At 65.7% G+C, this 18,857-nt stretch carries 15 protein-coding genes; 3 read left to right on the forward strand and 12 right to left on the reverse strand.

The window, feature by feature from the left end; all coding sequences use genetic code 11:
- The first annotated feature begins 1 nt into the window (after position 1).
- Positions 2-571: a DUF3833 domain-containing protein gene (locus tag KAJ83_RS09300; protein ID WP_343221988.1), complete on the forward strand. Its 570-nt coding sequence runs from the start codon at positions 2-4 to the stop codon at positions 569-571.
- A 9-nt stretch (positions 572-580) separates the two neighbouring features.
- Here KAJ83_RS09300 and KAJ83_RS09305 read toward each other — a convergent pair whose 3' ends face one another.
- From KAJ83_RS09305 to KAJ83_RS09320, 4 genes are read right to left on the reverse strand one after another with little or no spacing between them, the layout of a single operon-like run.
- The gene (locus tag KAJ83_RS09305) at positions 581-1,069 is read right to left on the reverse strand and encodes a nuclear transport factor 2 family protein (RefSeq protein ID WP_210681795.1); all 489 of its coding nucleotides are present in this window, start codon (positions 1,067-1,069) and stop codon (positions 581-583) included.
- The gene (locus KAJ83_RS09310) at positions 1,066-1,833 is read right to left on the reverse strand and encodes an SDR family NAD(P)-dependent oxidoreductase (RefSeq protein ID WP_210681796.1); all 768 of its coding nucleotides are present in this window, start codon (positions 1,831-1,833) and stop codon (positions 1,066-1,068) included. The genes KAJ83_RS09305 and KAJ83_RS09310 overlap by 4 nt, the downstream gene beginning before the upstream one ends.
- A 12-nt stretch (positions 1,834-1,845) precedes the next feature.
- A complete protein-coding gene (locus KAJ83_RS09315; RefSeq protein WP_210681797.1) occupies positions 1,846-3,438 on the reverse strand; it encodes a cryptochrome/photolyase family protein in 1,593 nt (530 codons plus the stop codon).
- Positions 3,425-4,102, reverse strand: a complete 678-nt coding sequence (locus KAJ83_RS09320) for a DUF6134 family protein (protein ID WP_210681798.1) — start codon at positions 4,100-4,102, stop codon at positions 3,425-3,427. Before KAJ83_RS09320 ends, KAJ83_RS09315 begins: the two co-directional genes overlap by 14 nt.
- Positions 4,103-4,365: 263 nt before the next feature.
- On the opposite strand from KAJ83_RS09320, the gene KAJ83_RS09325 reads away from it, so the two are divergent.
- Positions 4,366-6,357, forward strand: coding sequence for a PhoX family protein (locus tag KAJ83_RS09325; protein WP_246484425.1), 1,992 nt, complete (start codon positions 4,366-4,368; stop codon positions 6,355-6,357).
- Between the two features lie 66 nt (positions 6,358-6,423).
- Here the strand turns inward: KAJ83_RS09325 and KAJ83_RS09330 are convergent, their stop codons facing one another.
- The 7 genes from KAJ83_RS09330 to KAJ83_RS09360 all read right to left on the reverse strand — a co-directional run bounded on the left by KAJ83_RS09330 (position 6,424) and on the right by KAJ83_RS09360 (position 15,843).
- Positions 6,424-7,629, reverse strand: a complete 1,206-nt coding sequence (locus tag KAJ83_RS09330) for a glycine cleavage T C-terminal barrel domain-containing protein (protein ID WP_210681799.1) — start codon at positions 7,627-7,629, stop codon at positions 6,424-6,426.
- A gap of 288 nt (positions 7,630-7,917) precedes the next feature.
- On the reverse strand, positions 7,918-9,648 hold the full coding sequence (locus KAJ83_RS09335; RefSeq protein WP_343221977.1) for an HD domain-containing phosphohydrolase: 1,731 nt from the start codon (positions 9,646-9,648) through the stop codon (positions 7,918-7,920).
- Positions 9,649-9,885: 237 nt separating this feature from the next.
- Positions 9,886-11,340 (reverse strand): FecR family protein, encoded by a 1,455-nt coding sequence (locus tag KAJ83_RS09340; RefSeq protein ID WP_210681801.1) that lies wholly within the window; start codon positions 11,338-11,340, stop codon positions 9,886-9,888.
- Positions 11,341-11,387: 47 nt separating this feature from the next.
- The gene (locus KAJ83_RS09345) at positions 11,388-12,899 is read right to left on the reverse strand and encodes a tetratricopeptide repeat protein (RefSeq protein ID WP_210681802.1); all 1,512 of its coding nucleotides are present in this window, start codon (positions 12,897-12,899) and stop codon (positions 11,388-11,390) included.
- A gap of 366 nt (positions 12,900-13,265) precedes the next feature.
- Positions 13,266-14,090 carry an MBL fold metallo-hydrolase gene (locus KAJ83_RS09350; protein ID WP_210681803.1) on the reverse strand — a complete coding sequence of 275 codons (825 nt, stop codon included), beginning with the start codon at positions 14,088-14,090 and terminating at the stop codon, positions 13,266-13,268.
- 263 nt (positions 14,091-14,353) lie between these two features.
- The gene (locus tag KAJ83_RS09355) at positions 14,354-15,022 is read right to left on the reverse strand and encodes an OmpA/MotB family protein (RefSeq protein WP_210681804.1); all 669 of its coding nucleotides are present in this window, start codon (positions 15,020-15,022) and stop codon (positions 14,354-14,356) included.
- Positions 15,023-15,048: 26 nt separating this feature from the next.
- Positions 15,049-15,843, reverse strand: a complete 795-nt coding sequence (locus tag KAJ83_RS09360) for a motility protein A (RefSeq protein ID WP_210681805.1) — start codon at positions 15,841-15,843, stop codon at positions 15,049-15,051.
- Positions 15,844-16,119: 276 nt separating this feature from the next.
- On the opposite strand from KAJ83_RS09360, the gene KAJ83_RS09365 reads away from it, so the two are divergent.
- Positions 16,120-17,484 carry a class I SAM-dependent RNA methyltransferase gene (locus KAJ83_RS09365; RefSeq protein WP_210681806.1) on the forward strand — a complete coding sequence of 455 codons (1,365 nt, stop codon included), beginning with the start codon at positions 16,120-16,122 and terminating at the stop codon, positions 17,482-17,484.
- 7 nt (positions 17,485-17,491) lie between these two features.
- On the opposite strand, the gene KAJ83_RS09370 is transcribed toward KAJ83_RS09365, so the two are convergent.
- Complete coding sequence (locus KAJ83_RS09370) at positions 17,492-18,826, reverse strand: MATE family efflux transporter (RefSeq protein ID WP_210681807.1); 1,335 nt, start codon at positions 18,824-18,826, stop codon at positions 17,492-17,494.
- Positions 18,827-18,857: the final 31 nt, after the last annotated feature.

Below are 18,857 nucleotides of genomic sequence, written 5' to 3' on the forward strand. Positions count from 1 at the left end.
GATGGCCCTTCTTACGGGATGCGGAGGCATGAAGATCGAGGATTTCAGCAACGGTGGACCGACCCTGACGCTCGAAGAATATTTCGACGGCCGGGCCAGGGCCTGGGGCGTGTTCGAGGATCGCTTCGGCAATCTGCGCCGGCAATTCACCGTCGATATCGAGGGCGACTGGGACCCCGAAACGCGCACCCTGACGCTGGTCGAGGATTTCGACTATCGCGACGGCGAGACGGAACGGCGCGTGTGGACCCTCACGAAAACCGGCTCCGATAGCTATGAAGGAACCGCCGACGGGGTCGTCGGCACGGCGCGCGGGAAGATCGCCGGCAACGCCTTCAATTGGACCTATACATTCGACATGGCCGTGGGCGATTCCACTTGGCGCGTCGATTTCGACGATTGGATGTTCCTGCAACCCGGCGGCGTGATCGTGAACCGCGCCGCCGTCAGCAAATGGGGCATCCAGATCGGCCGTGCCATGATCATGTTCCAGAAATTGGACGAGGCGCGTGTCGGCACCCTGGGCGCCTCCCCGCCCATCGGGGCGGGAGCCCGCGTGGCGGCGGAATAACGCGGCTCCCTATCGCGCCGCCTTCACCCGGAAGCGGGCGAGGAGCCACCGCACCCCCGCCCCCACGACGGGAAGCCGCGCCAGCAGACCGCTTGCCGAATCCCAATGGTCGATATGGGCCACGACCGACCCATCCGACCCGACATGGATTTCCGACATACCCTCTATCCGCCATTCCGGCCCCTGGCCGAGCGTCTTCGGCCGGAAGCGGAAGACCCAGCGGACATAGCCCGCGCGCGCCCCCGCCGCGACATCCAGGATTTCGAAGCGCGGATCGATGCAGCTCTCGAACATCTCGGTCAGGATCGCCGCGAGCGCCGCTTGCCCCGTCACGTCGTTGAAGGGATCGCGGAACCGGATATCGGGCGCGGCGAGGGCCAGTAGGCCGTCATAACTCCCTGGCGTCACGGCCGCGAAGGCCGCCGCCCATCGGCGCGTCACCGCCAGGGTATCGACGGGAGTCGCGGCCCGCCCGTCTCCACCGTCCGTTTCGGTCATTCGATTCCCGTCGCCTTGCGTATCAGGGGAAAATAGGCACGCGGCGGCAGGGCCCGCAACGCCTTCAACTGCAGGACGAAGGGCCGGGGGAAGGCGATCTCGAACCGGTCGGCGCGCAACCCGTCCCAGATCGCGCGGGCCGCGTCCTCCGGCTCCATCAGATAGGGCATCTTGAAGTCGTTCCGGTCGGTGAGCGGCGTGCGCACGAAGCCCGGACAGACGACCTGGACCGTGACGCCCCGGCCGTCGAGTTCCGCCTTCAGCGATTCCGCCATGGCGATGACGGCCGCCTTGCTGCCGCAATAGGCCGCCGCCCGTGGTAGGCCGCGATAGCCCGCCACCGACGCCACCAGCGCCAGACGGCCGGAGCCGCGCGCCACCATCCGGGGCATCAGCACCTCCAGCGCCTTGACCGTGCCCATGACGTTGAGGTCGAAGATGCGTTCGACATCGGCGCTCTGGAAGTCGTCGACCGGCGTTTCCTTATGCGTCCCGGCATTGAGGACCGCCGTCGCGATCCCGCCCAGCTTCGCCTCGATATCCGTTACCGCATGGCGCAGCGAGTCGATATCGGTCGCGTCGCAGGGGAAGGGGTGGATGCGCCCCGCCGGTGCCTTGGCGGCGACCGCGTCCAATTTTTCGGCCGAGCGCGCGGAAATCGCGACGGTGGCGCCCGCGCGCGCGACATGGAGGGCGAGCGCCTCGCCGATCCCCTGGCTCGCGCCCAGGATCCACAGGGGGCTTTCGGGCTTGTCTTGCGCCATGCTCCGCGCCTTTCAATTCAGCGTTTCGAGGAACCGGCGCGCATCCTCCCGGATCGCGCGCTTCGTATCGTCGCCCATGCGGGCCAGCGTCTTGAGCGGCATGGCCATGCGGGGATTGTCCCCCAACCGGTCCGCGTGCCGCATCAGGAAATCCCAATAGAGATAGTTGAAGGGGCAGGCATCGGGCCCGTCGCGCCGCTTCACGTCATAGCGGCAATCGCGGCAATAGGTGGACATCCGGTCGATATACTTGCCGCTGGCGGCATAGGGCTTGGAGGCCATCAAGCCGCCATCCGCATGCAGCGCCATGCCGTGCGTGTTCGGCAATTCCACCCATTCATAGGCATCGGCATAGACGGCCAGATACCAGGCGCAAACCTGCTTCGGATCGATCCCGGCCAGCAGCGCGAAGGTCCCCGTCACCATCAGCCGTTGGATATGATGGGCGTAGGCGAGGCGCCGGGTCTCGTCCACCACATGGGCGATGCAGGCCATGTCGGTCTCCGCCGTCCAATAGAAATCCGGCAGATCGCGCACCGCCCCGAAATGATTGGTCTCGGCATAGTCGGGCATGCGCAGCCAATAGATACCGCGCACATATTCGCGCCACCCGATGATCTGGCGGATGAAGCCCTCCACCGCGTTGAGGGGGGCCGCGCCCTCGCGATAGGCGCGCTCCGCCGCGCGGCATACCCCCAAGGGGTCGAGCAGCCCGGCATTCAGATAGAGCGCGATCACCGAATGATAGAGGTGATCCGACCCGGCCGTCATCGCGTCCTGATAATCGCCGAAGAGCGGCAGTCGCTCCGCGATGAAGCGGTCGAGGGCGGTTTCCGCATCCGCGCGCGTCACCGCGTAATCGAAGGGATGCAGATCGCCGAAATGATGGGCGAAACGCGCCTCCACCAAATCCAACACCGCGCGCGTCGTCGCATCCGGCGCGAATGACGGCACGGCCGGCGGACCGAACAGCCCGCCGCCCGCTCCACCACCGCCCAGCCGATCGTCGGGCGGCTTGCGGTTATCCTTGTCGAAATTCCATTGCCCGCCTTCGGGCTTGCCGGATGCATCCATCAATAGGCCGGTGGCGCGCCGCATCTCGCGATAGAAATGCTCCATCCGGACCTGCTTGCGCCCCGCCGCCCAATCGCGGAACCATGCGCGGGCGCACAGGAACCGGTCATCCTCCCGGATATCCACGGGCACGCCGATTTCCGCCGCCCAGCCGCGCATCGCGCGATCCAGACGATATTCCCCGCACTGCGTGCAGACGACCCGGCGGGCGCCCGTCGCCGCGAGCGCGCGGGCGACCTCGCCGCCGATGGTCCCGCTATTGTCGGGATCATCGAGGCGGATATAGCGCACCGCGATCCCTTCCGCCTCCAACTCCGCCGCGAAGTGGCGCATCACGGCGAAGAGGAAGGCGATCTTCTTCGGATGGTGCGGGACATAGGTCGCCTCCGCCGCGACCTCGGCCATCAGGACCGTGTCACGCGCCTGATCGATATCGGACAGGGCGGAGAGCGAGCGGCTCGCCTGATCGCCAAGGACAAGGCGCAGCGTGGGGCCGTCGCCGACCCCGCCGCCAGGCTCAGCGCATGACATATTCGAAGGTCGAGCCCTTGAAGGGAAAGACGAGCTTCACCCACCGGCCGGTCTCGTCATACCAGAGGGTGAGGCGCAGATCGCCCGTCAGGGCATATTTCCGGGCGCGCAGGCTCTCGCCCCCGGCTTCGACGCGATCCCACCCCAGATCCTCGACCGACACATCCATGCGGCGTCCCTTCTGGGTGTCGAGCAGGACATGCTGACGGACCGTCGCCTCGTTCCAATAGGTCGTCGGCAGGATGTCCGTCCGGTCGATGCGATAATCCCCGGCGGGCTTGCGGTCGACCAGGATATCGTCGCCCGTGCGTTCCGCCGTGACTCGATAGCTGTCGCCGTCATCGTCCGTCCGACTCTCGAAACGCAGGAAGCGGCCGTCCTCCCAAATCTCGCGGTTGCGATGCACATAGCGGTAGAGGACGAGCGGGCCGATCCCGACCTCCAGATCGATGTCGATATCGACCAGCGTGCGCGCGCCCTCATGCCGGATTTCCAGGCGGTGGCGTCCGATCTCGTCGCCGTCGCGCAATACCTTGAAATCGAGAACCCGGTCGCCGGTCGCCCCACCGGAAGCGGCGGCCGTTCCACCGCGCGCGAGGACACCGACGGCCAGCATGCCACCGCCCAGGAAACCGCAAGCCTTCCGTCGGGAGAGCAAGGTCATGTCATCCGCCTTCCGTGACAGCCATCGAGAATGTCGGATCGTCATTGAAGGATACGTGTGCCACGCCCCGTCGGATCAAACCCGCATGGCGGCGGCATCGGCGGCCGGCATCAGCGGTCATCGCCCCGTCATGCATCGGTCAAGGCCGTGTCAACGCCCACGCGTAACCTGGCGGCATGCGCGCCCCATGCGAAGGAACCGGACGACAGCATCCGGCGTCACGGGCCGCCCCATCCGACGAATGAACGGAGCCCCAACACGCCATGACCGACATGCAAGCGCGGTATCGACATGCCCTTCGCCATCTTTCCCGCGACCGCAGGATGGAGGCCGCCGACGACCTGCCCAGCAACCCCTCCGACGCACCGCGCTTCGCGGCGGTGCTGAACCGCCGGGCGGTGATGAAGGGCGGCCTCGCCGCAGCGGCGGCGCTCGGCGCGACGGGCCTGGTGCCCTTCACGGGGCCCGCCGCCAAGGCCGATTCCTCCGCCAGCGGCTTCACCTTCGAGGAGATCGAGGCCGGCATCGACGCGACCCATCATGTCGCCCCCGGCTATGACGCCGATATCCTGATCCGCTGGGGCGACCCCGTGACCTCGGACGCGCCCGCCTTCGACCCGATGAACCAGAACGCCGAGGCCCAGTCGCGGCAGTTCGGCTATAATAACGACTTCGTCGGAATCGTGCCGTTGTCGGATGATCGGGCGTTGCTCTGCGTCAACCACGAATACACCAACGAGGAATTGATGTTCCCCGGCCTCGGCGATCAGGAGGCGGTCGATTTCAAGGACATGACGGCCGACCTCGTCGCCATCGAGAAGGCCGCGCACGGGGCAAGCGTGGTGGAAATCCGCCGGGGCGCCACCGGCAAATTGGTCGTGGTGCCCGGCGGCGCCTATAACCGCCGCATTACCGCCGACACACCGATGCGCGTCGGCGGCCCGGCCGCCGGGCACGCGCGGCTCAGGACCGCCGCCGACCCGACCGGAACCTTGGTGCTGGGCACCTTCAACAACTGCGCCGGCGGCATCACCCCCTGGGGCACCTATCTGATGGCGGAAGAGAACTTCCACGGCTATTTCCAGGGCGACGACGCCGCGCTGGCGGCCCATCCGCACGCCGCCTCGCTCAAGCGTTACGGCGTGCCGGGCGGGTGGTATGCCTGGGGGCGCTTCGATACGCGCTTCGATATCGCTCGGGAGCCGAACGAGCCGCATCGCTTCGGCTGGATCGTGGAGGTCGATCCGAAGGACCCGACCTCCACGCCGGTGAAGCGCACCGCGCTCGGCCGTTTCAAGCATGAGGGCGCGGAGACAATCCTCAACGGCGACGGGCGCGTCGTCGTCTATATGGGCGACGATCAGCGCTTCGACTATGTCTACCGCTTCGTGTCTGATAAGGTGGTCGACCCCGATAACCCGGCCGCGAACCGGGATATCCTGGATTCGGGCGAACTCAGCGTCGCGCGGTTCGAGGCGGACGGCACGATCGTCTGGATGCCGCTGGTCCACGGCACGGGACCACTAACGGTGGAGAACGGTTTCGCCAGCCAGGCGGATGTGATGATCGACACGCGGCTCGCCGCCGACGCGCTCGGCGCCACGCCGATGGACCGGCCGGAGGATGTTCAGCCTAACCCCGTGACCGGCCGGGTCTATGTCATGCTGACCAACAACACCAAGCGCGCGGCCGACCAACGCAACGCCGCCAATCCGCGTGCCGAGAACGGCTATGGCCATATCGTGGAGATCGCCGCGCCCCATGGCGATCATGCCGCGCGCGAGATGACATGGGACATGCTCGTGCTCTGCGGCGATCCGAAGGGCGATGTCGGCGCGCAATGGGGACCCGGGACGACCGCGAACGGGTGGTTCACGGCCCCCGACAATGCCGCCGTCGATCCCGGCGGACGCCTCTGGGTCTCGACGGACGGCAACCGGCCGGGCAGCCATTCGAACCGCTGCGACGGGCTGTGGGCGATGGATACGGAAGGCCCCGCGCGCGGCAGTGGCCGGCACTTCTTCCGCTGTCCCGTCGGGGCGGAAATGTGTGGACCTGTCTTCACCGCGGACGGCGAGACGCTGTTCCTCGCGGTGCAGCACCCGGCCGACGCCGGGGTCTCGAAATGGGCGGAATTCGACCGCCCTTCGAGCTTCGACGACCCCGCGACCCGCTGGCCCGATTTCCAGGACGGCATGCCGCCGCGCCCGTCGGTCGTCATGGTGACCAAGCGGGGCGGCGGGCGAATCGGCTGAGTGCCCCCAAGCGAACCGCTCCTACGAGGCGGCATGCTTCGGGATGCCGCCTCGTGGCGCGCCGCCTCATGCCGCCTTGGAGAGCGTGCGCTCCGGATCGAAGAAGGGGACGGGCGCCACCTGCGCCACGACCGGCTCCGGCTCTCCCGGGCGGTCGATGGTGAGCGCCCGGCCCTCCTCCGCCTGCTCGACCGGCAGCATGGCCAGCGCGATGTTGCAGGAGAGCTTGGGCGACCAGAAGGCACTGGTGACGTAGCCGACCGGCCGGCGGGCCTCGGCATCGCGCACGATCCAGAAATCGGCATTGTACCAAGTGATCGGCCGGCCGCCGAAGGTGAGCCCCGCGAGCCGTCGCGTGACACCCTCGGCCTCGATCCGGCTCAGCGCGTCCCTGCCGATGAAACTCGGCTTATCGAGATCGACCTGCCAGCCGAGCCCGACCTCATAGGGATTCGTCTCCAGATCCATGTCCTGCCCATAGGAAAGGATACCGGCCTCGATCCGTCGGATATGGCCGGGCGCGACGACCTTCAGATGATACGGCAGCCCCGCCGCCACGATCGCATCCCACAAGGCATCGGCATGGTAGCTGGCCTCGCGCAGATAGATTTCATAGCCGATTTCGGCCGAGAATCCGGTGCGGGAGATCACGACGGAGCAGCCGGCGATCTCCGCCTCCATCAGGTTGTAGAACTTCAGATCGTCGATCGCGGCGCCGACCAGATCGTGCATCAACTCACGGGAGAGCGGCCCTTGGACCTGCACCGGGGAGACATCGATCTCATCCACCGTCACATCGAAGCCGAGGCCGTAATTGAGCCCCCGCAACCACAACAGCACGTCTGAATCGGAGATGGAGAACCAGAACTCGTCCTCCGCGACACGCAACAGGACCGGATCGTTGACGATGCCCCCGGCCGGATCGCAGAGCACGACATAGCGCGCCTTACCCGGGACCAACTCCTTCTCGCCGGTCATCGCGCGGGTGACGACTTGATCGACGAAGGCGAGCGCATCCGGCCCCTTCACGCGGATCTGACGCTCCACCGCGACGTTCCACAGCGTGACGAAGCGGGTCAGATAATCGTATTCGCCGAGTAAGCCCCCCTGCTCCTCGCTGAAATAGAGGCGCGGGTGATACATCTTGTTGTAGACGGTGACCGCGCGCACGCCATGCTCCACCGACTTATGCCAGAAGGGCGATTTGCGCACGCGGGTCCCGACCAGCATGGAGACATCGTTCTGCCCGCTTTGCCGAAGGTTGACCGGCACGGCGCGATCCGCCGTCTGGACGGGTTCCGTGTGGGCGGCGTCGCTTTCGTGCCGTGGAGGGATTTGGGGGGAGATTCGAGCGTCTGCTCGGGTAGTGGGCGCATCCGCATCGGTCATGGCCGTCCTCCTTCAGAGTATCGGCCGCATGCCCGCCGGTCGCCGGGGGTAAAAACGCGCCGCCGCCGGCGGGCCGGGCGGCTTCTTCATCAATACTTTATTCAGATGGGGAGAGGCGGCCCCGGCGTCCAGACCGGCCTTCGAACCGCCTTATTATTTCCGGCGCACGAGTCAGCCGGCCTTCTCGGTCAGCAATTCGGCGGCCGGCAGATAATCGTGGATATCGACCGGATCGATCTGGAAGGGCTCCAGATACTGGTCGGCATAATCCTTCCAGACGTTGGATCGCAGGAAGAGCGCGAACAGGTCCGGGTCGATATGCCGGTCCTTCACCATGAAGGACATGATCTTGAGCGACTCGCTCACCGTCTTCGCCTTCTTATAGGGGCGGTCGGCGGCCGTAAGCGCCTCGAAGATATCGGCGATCGCCATGATCCGCGCGGGGATCGACATGTCCTCCTTGACCAGACCGCGCGGATAGCCGGTCCCGTCCATCTTCTCGTGATGGCCACCGGCATATTCGGGCACCCGCCGCATCTTCTTCGGGAAGGGAAGCGACTCCAGCATCTTGAGCGTGACCACGATATGGTCGTTGATGGTCTCCCGCTCCTCCGCCGTGAGCGTCCCCCGCCGGATGCCGAGATTATAGAGTTCACCCTGATTGTACTTGCCGACGATATGTTCCGGCAGGTCGCCCAACAGCGGTTCCTCCACCGGCGGCTTGGCCGGCGGGTTCGCCTTGGCGCGCATGGCCTCCACCGGGCTCAAGCCGCGCGCCTTGTCGAAATGGCGCGTCCAGGTACGGCCCCCGATCGCCTTCAACCGGTCGACATCGGCGTCGTTCATGAACTCGCCCCCGACATTGGCGTCGGCGACGAAGGCGTATTCCTCCTCCAGCTCCGCGACCTTGCGGGCGAAGACACGATCGGCCTCCGCCGGATCGGACCCGTCCAGCTTCGCCTTCAGGCACTCTATTTCCGCGTCGCGGCGCAACACCTCGAACCGGGTGCGAATCTCATGGATGCGGTTATAGATCGTCTCCAGCTTGCTCGCCTTGTCGACGACATATTCCGGCGTCGTCACCTTGCCGCAATCATGCAGCCACGCGGCAACGTGCAACTCGTACCACTCGTCCGAATTCAGGGTGAATTCGGCGAACATGCCGTCCGTGCTGTCGCAGGCCGCCTGGGTCAGAAGCTTGGTGATCACCGGCACGCGCTGGCAATGACCGCCGGTATAGGGTGACTTGTCGTCGATCGAGGCCGCGATCATCTCGATCAGCGAATCCCACAGCTTACGCTGCTGCTGGATCAGCAACTGATTCTCGAGCGCGACGGCCGCCTGACTGGTCAGCGCCTCGATCATCGGCTGCAGGGCGGGCTGGAACGGCACGGTCCCATCACCATCGTCGCGCGCGTTGATCAACTGCAGGACGCCCGTAACCTCGCCCTCGGTATTGATCATCGGCACGGTCAGGAAGGATTTCGAGCGATAGCCGGTGGTTTCGTCGAATTTCTTCGTGCCGGAGAAATCGTAGGATTTCTCCTCGTACGCATCCTCGATATTGCTGGGGGCGCGGTTGTGATAAACGGCCGAGGCGACGTTGTTCATATTCGCCGCGCCGTCGCGATAGAGAGGGACCGGCGGGAACGGGATCGACTTACCGGTCGTGCCGCCCATGGCGATATCGAGGCTGTCGTTCCGCATGATCTGGAAGGACAGGCCCTGCTCGTCGTCCGTCACCAGATAGAGCGTCCCACCATCGGCCCGGTAAATCTCCTTGGCCTCAAGGAGGATCATCTCCATCAGCTTCTCGTGGTCACGCTCCGCCGACAGGGCGATACCGAGATCGACGAGCCGATGGAACATATGCTCGCCATGCCGTCTCCCGACGGTGCTCACGCGACGATCCGAGGGGGACTCCCGCTCTGTATAGCGACGGTCTACGGCCATTCCGGCTCCGATATGGCGTCGGCCCATGTCGCGCCCGGCCTGCCCCGGTCACGACGAATAGTTATCAGGCGCTCGGCCCTGATTGAGATCAAATATCATAATCCACCGAAAATGCCCAACTTGTCTATCCGGCATTCTCGCGGATACACGTTCCAGTGGACATCCTGTCCTTCGGGGGCCTCTCGGCTATTCGGACTCCAGAAAGGTCGTTTGTCCCGTGGTGCCGGACCCACCGTCGTGGGTGACGGTCGCATCGAAGCTCGATGTCGTCGGAAATTCGACGCTCAGGGAACAATTATCGCAGGATGTAACACGTGCCGCGAAATCCTCCCCGTTATTGCCGATGGTAAGGCTCGTGCGCGTATCGTTCGGCAGGGCGGCGCTGAAACCGTCGACCCCGATCGACGCTCCCGACAAACCGGACCCGTTCAGGTCGCTCGCCTGGAAGTCGAAGGTCCGCTGGCCGAAATCGATATAGTAGGCGAGCGACCCGGTAATCGCGCCGGTAATCGAAACCCCGGTATCGCCGACGGACCCGGTGTTCGCCGCGATGACCTCCTGCAAGGTCGCGACGGTCTCCGCCGGATCGTCGGTGTCGGGCAGCGGATCGCTCGGCATATCCTCCGTGGTCTCATCGTCCGAGTCACCGTCCTCGTCCGAGGACGATGCGGAACTGGTCGCGTTGGACGATGCGATATCGCTGGCATCGGCCGTGGAGTCACCCTGGTCGCCGCGCGTCGCGGTTTGCTCCACCTCCGAAACGGTGACGAATGTCGGAACCGGTTGGGGCGATCCGCCGGTATTCTGGACCGCCCCCGTCGTCACCCCGTCGCCCGTGGGCGCGGATTCGTTGTCGGCCTGGGGACCGCCTTCCGACGGCCCCGCTTGGTTACCGGTCGAACCGCCGGTCACCTGCTGGCTCAGGGTGTTGATCGCGCCCGGCGGGGCGATGAAGAAAACCGGGGGCTGACCCGGCGTGGCCAGCACGGAGCCGCCCGGCCGGTTCAGATCGACCGACCCGTTCGGCGAGCTGAAGGTGAAGGAGCCGGTGGGAACACCCGTCGATTGCATGCCCGGCCCCGCCAGCGCCGCGAAGACGACAGGCTGGTTCGGGCCGCCACCGCCCTGCCGCGGCATCTGATCCGGGAATTGCTCACCGGCCTGTTCGCTATCCAGGACCTGGATCAGCCCGATCGTACCACGGATACCGATATGGCCGACCGGCGTGTTGATCCGCATATCCTGCGGATCGCCGGAAGCGACCTTGCCCGCAACGAAGCGCATCGTTCCCTGCGCCAATGTCAGCGCCATGTTGCCCTCGTCGCTGGCGGGATTGTAGATGAAGCGGTCGATTTCGATCCGGCTGCCGGGGCCGAGCGTGAGGACGCTCTCATCCATCAACAGAACCTGGAGATTACCGTTCGGCCCCGCCTCGATGCTGTCGCCGAGGAAGATGGGATCGCCGCTCTCGACCTGCCGGCCCACCGCGCTGGTCCGGGCCAGCAGTACCTCGCCGCGCACGGCGGCGGAGACACCGGCCTGCTCGGCCTCCTGCGCGGCCACGTCCGATGCGGCGCCCGATATGCCCCCCGACAAGGCGAGGACGCCCGCACAAACCGCCAGGGCGGCCGGACGGCCCATGCGCCGCGTGCTCCGTCGAATGCCCATGCCTCGCCTCCGCTGCCGTCTCAGAATTCGAAGCGCTTGGTCAACAGAACCTGACCGCGCAGATTGTCGTAGTCGTAATTCCGGATATTGGATTGTTGAGAGAGATACTCCGCCGAAGCGCTGGCGGTCAGATCGTCGAGAATGTCATCGACCGCGCCCGTGGTCTCGTCCCGCACGGAATAGCCGAGCTTCTCCAGCAGAACCGTCGCCGGCAGGCCATAGGTCATCCGAAGTCGCAGCGGATGCTCTCGCCGTCGTTTCGACGTGTTTCCCGGCGTGATCAACGGATCCGCCGCATGATAAAGGCGCACGCCATAGCTGGCCGTCGAATCCAGGAAGGCACCGTCGGTCATGTACCAAGTATGGCGCAGACGCCCACGCCAGAAACGATAGCTCTGATAGCCGCGGCGCGCATCCTTGTAGCTCTGCCCCCCCGTGACAGTCAGCCGGTGGCGCGGCGTCAGCCAGAGGCCGAGGCCGACCTCGCCGTCCGTGCGCAACCCGTCGCGTCCGGTCAGGGAGCGGTTCTCGCTGATATTGTGGAAACGCTCGCGCGTGCGGCCAACCTCCAGCCAAAGGTCGATCGGTGCCTTCCGTGCCGCCCGCCGGATACTCTTCTGCACGCGCACGCTGCCGCCGTAACTCGAATAGAATTTCTCGCGCGAGAGGCGCATCGTCGCGTATTCGGCCTTGGGCGTCACCGTGACCGAGCCCGGCAGGTCGAACGCGAACCCGCCATCGAGGAACACCGCCTGAAGGTCGAGTTCGTCCCGCTCCGTCTGCTCGTCCTGATAATAGGTGACGGAGCCGACCGCGTAATGCTCTCGCTGTAGGCCCAGATCGTGGCGCACATCATAACGCGCGCTGGCGATAACGGCCGTATCGTCCTCCGCGCGCGAGTCGGAGGCGAGCGGCAGGGTCGTACCCAGGACATCCACTTCCTCGCCTCCGGGGGCGGCGTTGCGGTTGGTGTCGTAATGCCCGCCGATCGAAACGGTGAGGGTCTGCACGGTCCGCTGCAACTGCTTCTCGATACGCTCCAGATAGCGGGCGATACGGGCCTCGTCCTCCGGCGGCAGATCAAGTTGCTGGACCGCGCGGAACTCGGCCTGCGCCTCCTCGAGCGTATCCAGCCGATAAAGCACGATCGCATAAAGCAGGCGGATATCGGCCTGCCGGGGACGCAGAAGCAACACCCGCTCCAACGTGGCGGCCGCCCCCGTCAGGTCGCCATCGCCGATCTGCTGCACCGCATAGCATGCATTCAGGCCGGGGTCGTCCGGGGCGGCCAGGATGTCCGCATAGACGACCGGCGGACAGTCGCGATTGAGCAGCGCGCCACCCGGGCCGCCGAGCCGGCGCTGGCCGGAACCGAGCGTCTCCACTTCCTCCCGTGCCTCGGCGGCGGGGTCTTGCGTTTGCGTTTGGGATTGCGCGGCCGCCGGCGCGCCCACGCACAATACGGCACCGAGAAGAAGACTGGAGCGCGCGACGCACAGGATGATTCCACGCACCCCTGCGCGCGCCATCATGCGCCCCGACAAACCATCACATCGAACGATCAAGGCTGGTCCCCCAAGCCGGCATGCCCCCAGTAATCGCCAGCTTCCCGGAATAATGACACCGATGCCCGAAGGCATCGCCTCCAGACCACGGTCCGAAGACGTGCCATATCCAGTTGGCACCCCTATTTCACTTACCAAATATTGAACAATTCAGCTTTCGCGCGCAACCTCTACCGGAAAATTTCCTGTGCCGGGCCCTTGCCTCTAGGGTTCGAGACACCGTTTGCGGTCGTTTCTCCGCCCCCCCGAACCGCGTCGAGGCCGGCAACCCGGAAAACGATCTCGGGTAGTTCCGTATGATATCATCAGACTCTAAATCGGTCGGCTCGACGGTCAGAGCAGATTGATCCGCATATTCTCTCGCGCCACGATCGCGCCGGCCCAGGCCCTGCGCGCGGTCAACTCCAACTCCTCCATGAAGGCGTCCTCGTGCGTCGGATCGTGGTGGAAGATCGCCAACATGCGGACATTGGCGGCCCGGCACAGGCGCACCCCTTCCTCCCAGGTCGAATGACCCCAGCCGACCTTCGAGGGAAATTCCTCCTCGGTATAGGTGGAATCATAGATCACGAGATCCGCGCCCTCGATCAGCCTCAGGATGTTCTGGTCCGGTTGCCCCGGCACATGCTCGGTATCGGTGACATAGCACATCGCCTTGCCGCGATATTCGATACGATAGCCGGTCGCACCGTTCGGATGGTTGAGCGGCGCGGTCCGAACATGCACGCCATTGCCCAGATCGAAACTCTCTCCCGCCTCGAAATCCTCGAAGGCCAGCGTACCGCGCATCGCTTCCAACGGCACCGGAAAGAAGGGCTGCGCCATCTGGCCGGAGAGGACCTTGCGCACGCCGCCCTCTTCCTGGACATGGCCGGCCATGATGGTGAAATGATTGTCCGGCATGAAGGCCGGCGTGAAGAAGGGAAAGCCGTTGATGTGATCCCAATGGGTATGGGACAGCATCAGCGTGGCGCGCGTCGCGCCCTTCTTCAGCATCCAATGCCCCAGATTCCGAATGCCGGTCCCGGCATCGAAGATAATTCGCTCCCCTCCCGCGGACACCTCGACGCAGGAAGTGTTGCCCCCGAACCCGATATGCCGGGGCGACGGGCAGGCAATCGAGCCGCGGACCCCCCAGAACTTCACTTTGAAGGCCATCAGCGCCTCTCGGTCTTCCCGGCGTCGTTCCCCACCCGAAGCATTCGCACCGGTTCCCCCCTAGAACCGGCCGCCCCTTGGTCAGGGTTCCCCTTGCCGGTATTCTTTCGGTTATAGGTCATCATCCACAAATCTCCAGAAATATTATTAAAATACTCGACAATTTTCCATGCCAGATGGAACGCTAGGCTTGACCGTACGCGGGCGTCCAATCACGCACCCGTGACCCGGCGCCGCGTACCGTTTGATGACCGGCCCCATGATCAGGGATGGAGACGCACGGAAACGCGCCGGTTGACGGCCCTGTTCTCGGGGATCGGTTCCTCCATGATATCCTTGTTAGGGACCTTCGGCTTGGTATCCGCGTAGCCGGCCGCCTTCAGGCGGTTCGCCTCCATGCCGCGTTCGATGAAATGGCGTACGACGGCCGCGGCGCGCGAAGCCGAAAGTTCCCAGTTGGACGGGAACCGGTCGGTCGATATCGGCACGTCGTCCGTATGCCCTTCGACATCGATGAAGAAGAGATCATAGGGCGGCACCTCCAATTCCCGCTTCACCTTGCCGAGCACGAGCTTCGCGGGTTCGGTCAAGCGGGCGGAGCCGGGCTCGAAGAAGGATCCGCTGGCGAAGTCGATCACCACGCCCTCGTCGTCGAAGCCGACATCGACCGCCTCCGGGGGCACGTCGTCCGTATCCTGAATGATCCGTTGAACCTTCGAGTGAAGCTGGAAAATCGGCTTCTCGCTATCGACCTGTCCGCCGAGTTCCTCCTTGATGCCGGCCTGTACCTTCTCGAACAGAGGCAGTTCGACCCGCGAGAAGGATACGAGCATCACGAAGAACGCCATCAACAGGGTGATCGCGTCGGCATAGGTGGCGAGCCAGTCCTCGCTGTCCTCTTCCGCCTCGGGCGGCTTGCGGCGTCTGGGCATGTCGGGGCTTCCGCCTCCCCTGTCGTTTACTTCTTGATCTGGCGGTCGATATCGAAGCGGATCGCCGGATCGAGGAAACTGTTCATGCGATCCTGGATGTAGCGCGGGTTCTTGCGATCGGCCAGCATCGCGATACCCTCGGTGATCAACTCGTGACGGAAACGCAGGATCTGGTTACGCTGGGTCAGCTTATTGGCGGCCGGAATGAACATCATCCGCGCGATTATCACGCCATAGAGGGTGGTGTTGAGCGCGACCGCCAACCCCTTGCCGAGTTGCGTCGGATCGGACCCCATGTCGTCCAGCATGATGATCAGCCCGACCAGCGTGCCGATCATGCCGAAGGCCGGCGCCGTCCCCCCCATGTTACGCAGGATGCCGGCCGGCACCATGTTGCGCTCGAACGTCGTCTCGGCGACGAGCGACAGATTTTCGCGAATTTCATCGCCGCTATAGCCGCTCAATAATTGTTCGACCGCGAAGGCGAGGAACTCGTCCCCCTCCACCTTCTTGGCTTCCTGGTCGAGCGCCACCACCCCTTTCTGCTGGGCGAGATAGCCCCATTTGATGATCCGGCCGACCTCTTGGTTGAGGATGTTCCGCCCCATCCGATAGGGCTTGAAGATGCTGAGCGCGCCGCGCAGCGCCAACAGGACATAACGCGCCTCCTGGCCCAGGAAGGTCGCGGCCAGCGTCCCCCCGACGACGATGAGCAAGCTCTCGAAGCTCAGGAAGATAAGATAATTGTCGGTGCTGAAGACAATGGCGCCGATGAACAGCGCGATGGCTATCAGGAAGCCCAGCAGGGAATTCATCGACATGGCGCGCGGGCCCCAATCCCGTCATGCTTCGGCCGGCGGCGAGCCTGCCCCTATCCCCGTTTCCGCCCCCCTGGCCGGACTTCCACGCCGGATCGGGTTCGCCGGACATTCGTCTTCGCCCACAATGCCAACGGGCAGCCGAGAGATAAGACCGATGCCCCCAAGACACCCCACCGGCACACACTATTGCCTGATTCGCCCGCTGCAAAGGCTGGTTTAACGGAGCAAGATCGGCCAAGAAGGGGACGTCCCAATGATCGACGAGGATCGCGCCCCATGGCCCGCCGCCCGCGCAAGTCCACGCGCCGTTCCAACACACGTCCCCCCGGCACGCGCCGTGCCGAGGCCAGCCCGCGCCCGGTCGCCGGCCCGCCGACGGCCGTCGCGGTCGAGCGGGTCGGCGCCCAGGGTGACGGAATCGCGGAGGATGAAACGCTTGGCCGCCTCTATATCCCCCTCGCCGCGCCGGGAGACCGGCTGACCGTGCGCCCGGGCGCACGGCGCGGCGACGGACGTGTCGCGGCGATCGAGACCATCGACACACCGGGCCCGGACCGCGTGACGCCGCCGTGCCGGCATTTCGGCACCTGCGGGGGCTGCGCGTTGCAGCACCTCTCCGCCGCCGCGATCGCGCGGGAAAAGCGCGCCCTGCTCGCCGATGCGCTGGCCAGGAAGGGGCTGGAGGACGTGCCCGTCAGCGAGACGGTCGCCATCGCCCCCGGCGGCCGCCGCCGCGCCCGCTTCGCGATGCGCCGGGTAAAGGGTCGCACGATCCTGGGCTTCAATGAACGCCAGGGCGCGCGGATCGTCGATCTGGACGAATGTCCGCTGTTGGAGCCGGCGCTCGCCGCCATGTTGCCGGATATTCGCCATCTGGCGACGCGGTTGCCGAGTCTCGGTACCGGCGGCGACCTGCATATACAGGGAAGCGAGACCGGCGCCGATCTCCTCTTCCTGCCCGACAAGCCCGGCGATCCCGGACTGGCCGAACGGGAAGCGATCGCCGCCTTCGCGGAAGCGAGGGGCATCGCGCGCATTTCCTGGACCCCCGCCCCCGGCGCCCCGCCCGAGCCGGTCGCCGCCCGCGCGGCGCCACGCGTCAGCTTCGCCGGCATCGCGATCCATCCGCCGCCCGGCGCCTTCCTGCAACCGAGCCTGGCCGGAGAGCGCGCGATCACCGCCGCCGTCGCCGCCGCGGTCGGCCCGGCCGAGCGGGTCGCCGACCTCTATGCCGGATGCGGGTCGATCGGCCTGTCGCTCGCCGTGATGGGCAAGGCGGTGCACGCGGCCGAAGGGCTGGCGGACCATGTCGATGCCTTCCGGAAGGCGGGGGGCGCGGCGGGCCTGCGTGTCTCGGCGGAGGTTCGCGACTTGGCGGCCGAGCCCCTATCGGCGGCGGAATTGGCGCGCTTCGACGCGGTGGTTTTCGATCCGCCGCGCGCCGGGGCGGCCGATCAAGCGGCGGCGCTGGCGGCGAGCGCGGTGCCCCGCATCGCGGCGGTCAGTTGCAACCCGGCGACACTCGCCCGCGATCTCTCGATCCTGGTGGAGGGAGGCTACCGCGTACTGGCCGCGACGCCGATCGACCAGTTCCCCTGGTCCGGTCATCTGGAAGCGGTGGCGGTCCTGGCCCGCGAATAGCGCCCCGTCATCCGGCGGCGACGCTACGGCGCAGACGCGGATAGAGACAGGCGAGCGTCACCCCACGCAACCCCATGAAGACAATCATCGCGAACCACAGCCCGTGATTGCCGAAGGCGGGCTGGGCCAGATGCACGGCCGCCAGATATCCGGCGAGCGAGACCAGCATCCCGTTGCGCAAATCGCCCGCGCGGGTCGCGCCGAGGAATATACCGTCATAGGTGAAGCACCAGACGGAGACGAGCGGCAGCAAGGCGGGCCACGGCAAGTATTCCGCGGCCGCCGCCCGCACCTCCGGCAGATCGGTCAACAGCGCGACGATCGCCTCTCCGCCCAATATGAAGACAAGCGCGGCGCCCACCGCGATGATCGCCGCCCATTTGAAGGCGGCCCGCGCGGCGGCATCGAAGACACCGCGATCACGCCGGCCGAGGGCATCGCCGATCAGCGCCTCCGCCGCATGCGCGAACCCGTCGAGCCCGAAGGAGGTAATGGTCAGGAAATTGAGCAGCACCGCATTCGCCGCCAGCGTCAACTCCCCCATGCCGGCGCCGCGCATGGTGAAATAGGCCATGGCCGAGACGAGGCAGAGCGTGCGGATGAAGATATCCCGATTGACCGCGAAGAGCCGCCGCGCCGCGAGCCTGTCCACGATGCGGGATCGCGCGGCGGTGAAGGCACCGGGGTCGAGCCGCCTCCAAACTAGGAATAAGCCGAGAAGCGCGCCGCTCCACTCCGCGATGACGGTGGCGCCGGCCACCCCGGCGACCGCCCAGCCGAAACCGACGACGAACAGGAAATCGAACGCGACATTGATCGCGTTCGTCACCGTCATCAGGATCAAGGGCGTGCGCGCATCCTGCCGGCCAAGGAACCACCCGACCAGGACATAGTTGATCAGATTGGCCGGCGCGCCCCAGATGCGGATATCGAAATAGCTACGCCCCAGCGCCTCCACCTGCGGGCTGGACTCCACGATCCGGAAGGCAAACCAGCCGATCGGCATCTGAAGCAGGATCAACGCGCCGGCGATGGCGAGCGCGATGGCGCCCGCGCGGAAAAGGCTCGCCGTCACCTCCGCCCCGTCGCCCGCGCCCCAGGCCTGCGCGGTGAGGCCCGTCGTGCTCATCCTGAGGAACCCGAACCCCCAATAGACGAAGGAGAAGATCGTCGCCCCCAGCGCCACCGCGCCGAGATAGGCCGGGTCCGGCAGATGACCCACGACGGCCGTATCCACCGCCCCGAGAAGCGGCACGGTCAAATTCGACAGGATGATCGGCCCGGCCAACCGCCAGACGCGGCGGTCCCAGGGGCCGGTGAGGGTAAGGAATCCGTTCGGCATGACGCGGCGGACAGTTCACCCTCGCCCCTGG

This window comes from Marivibrio halodurans, from assembly GCF_017963645.1.
Lineage (GTDB): Bacteria > Pseudomonadota > Alphaproteobacteria > UBA8366 > Aestuariispiraceae > Marivibrio > Marivibrio halodurans.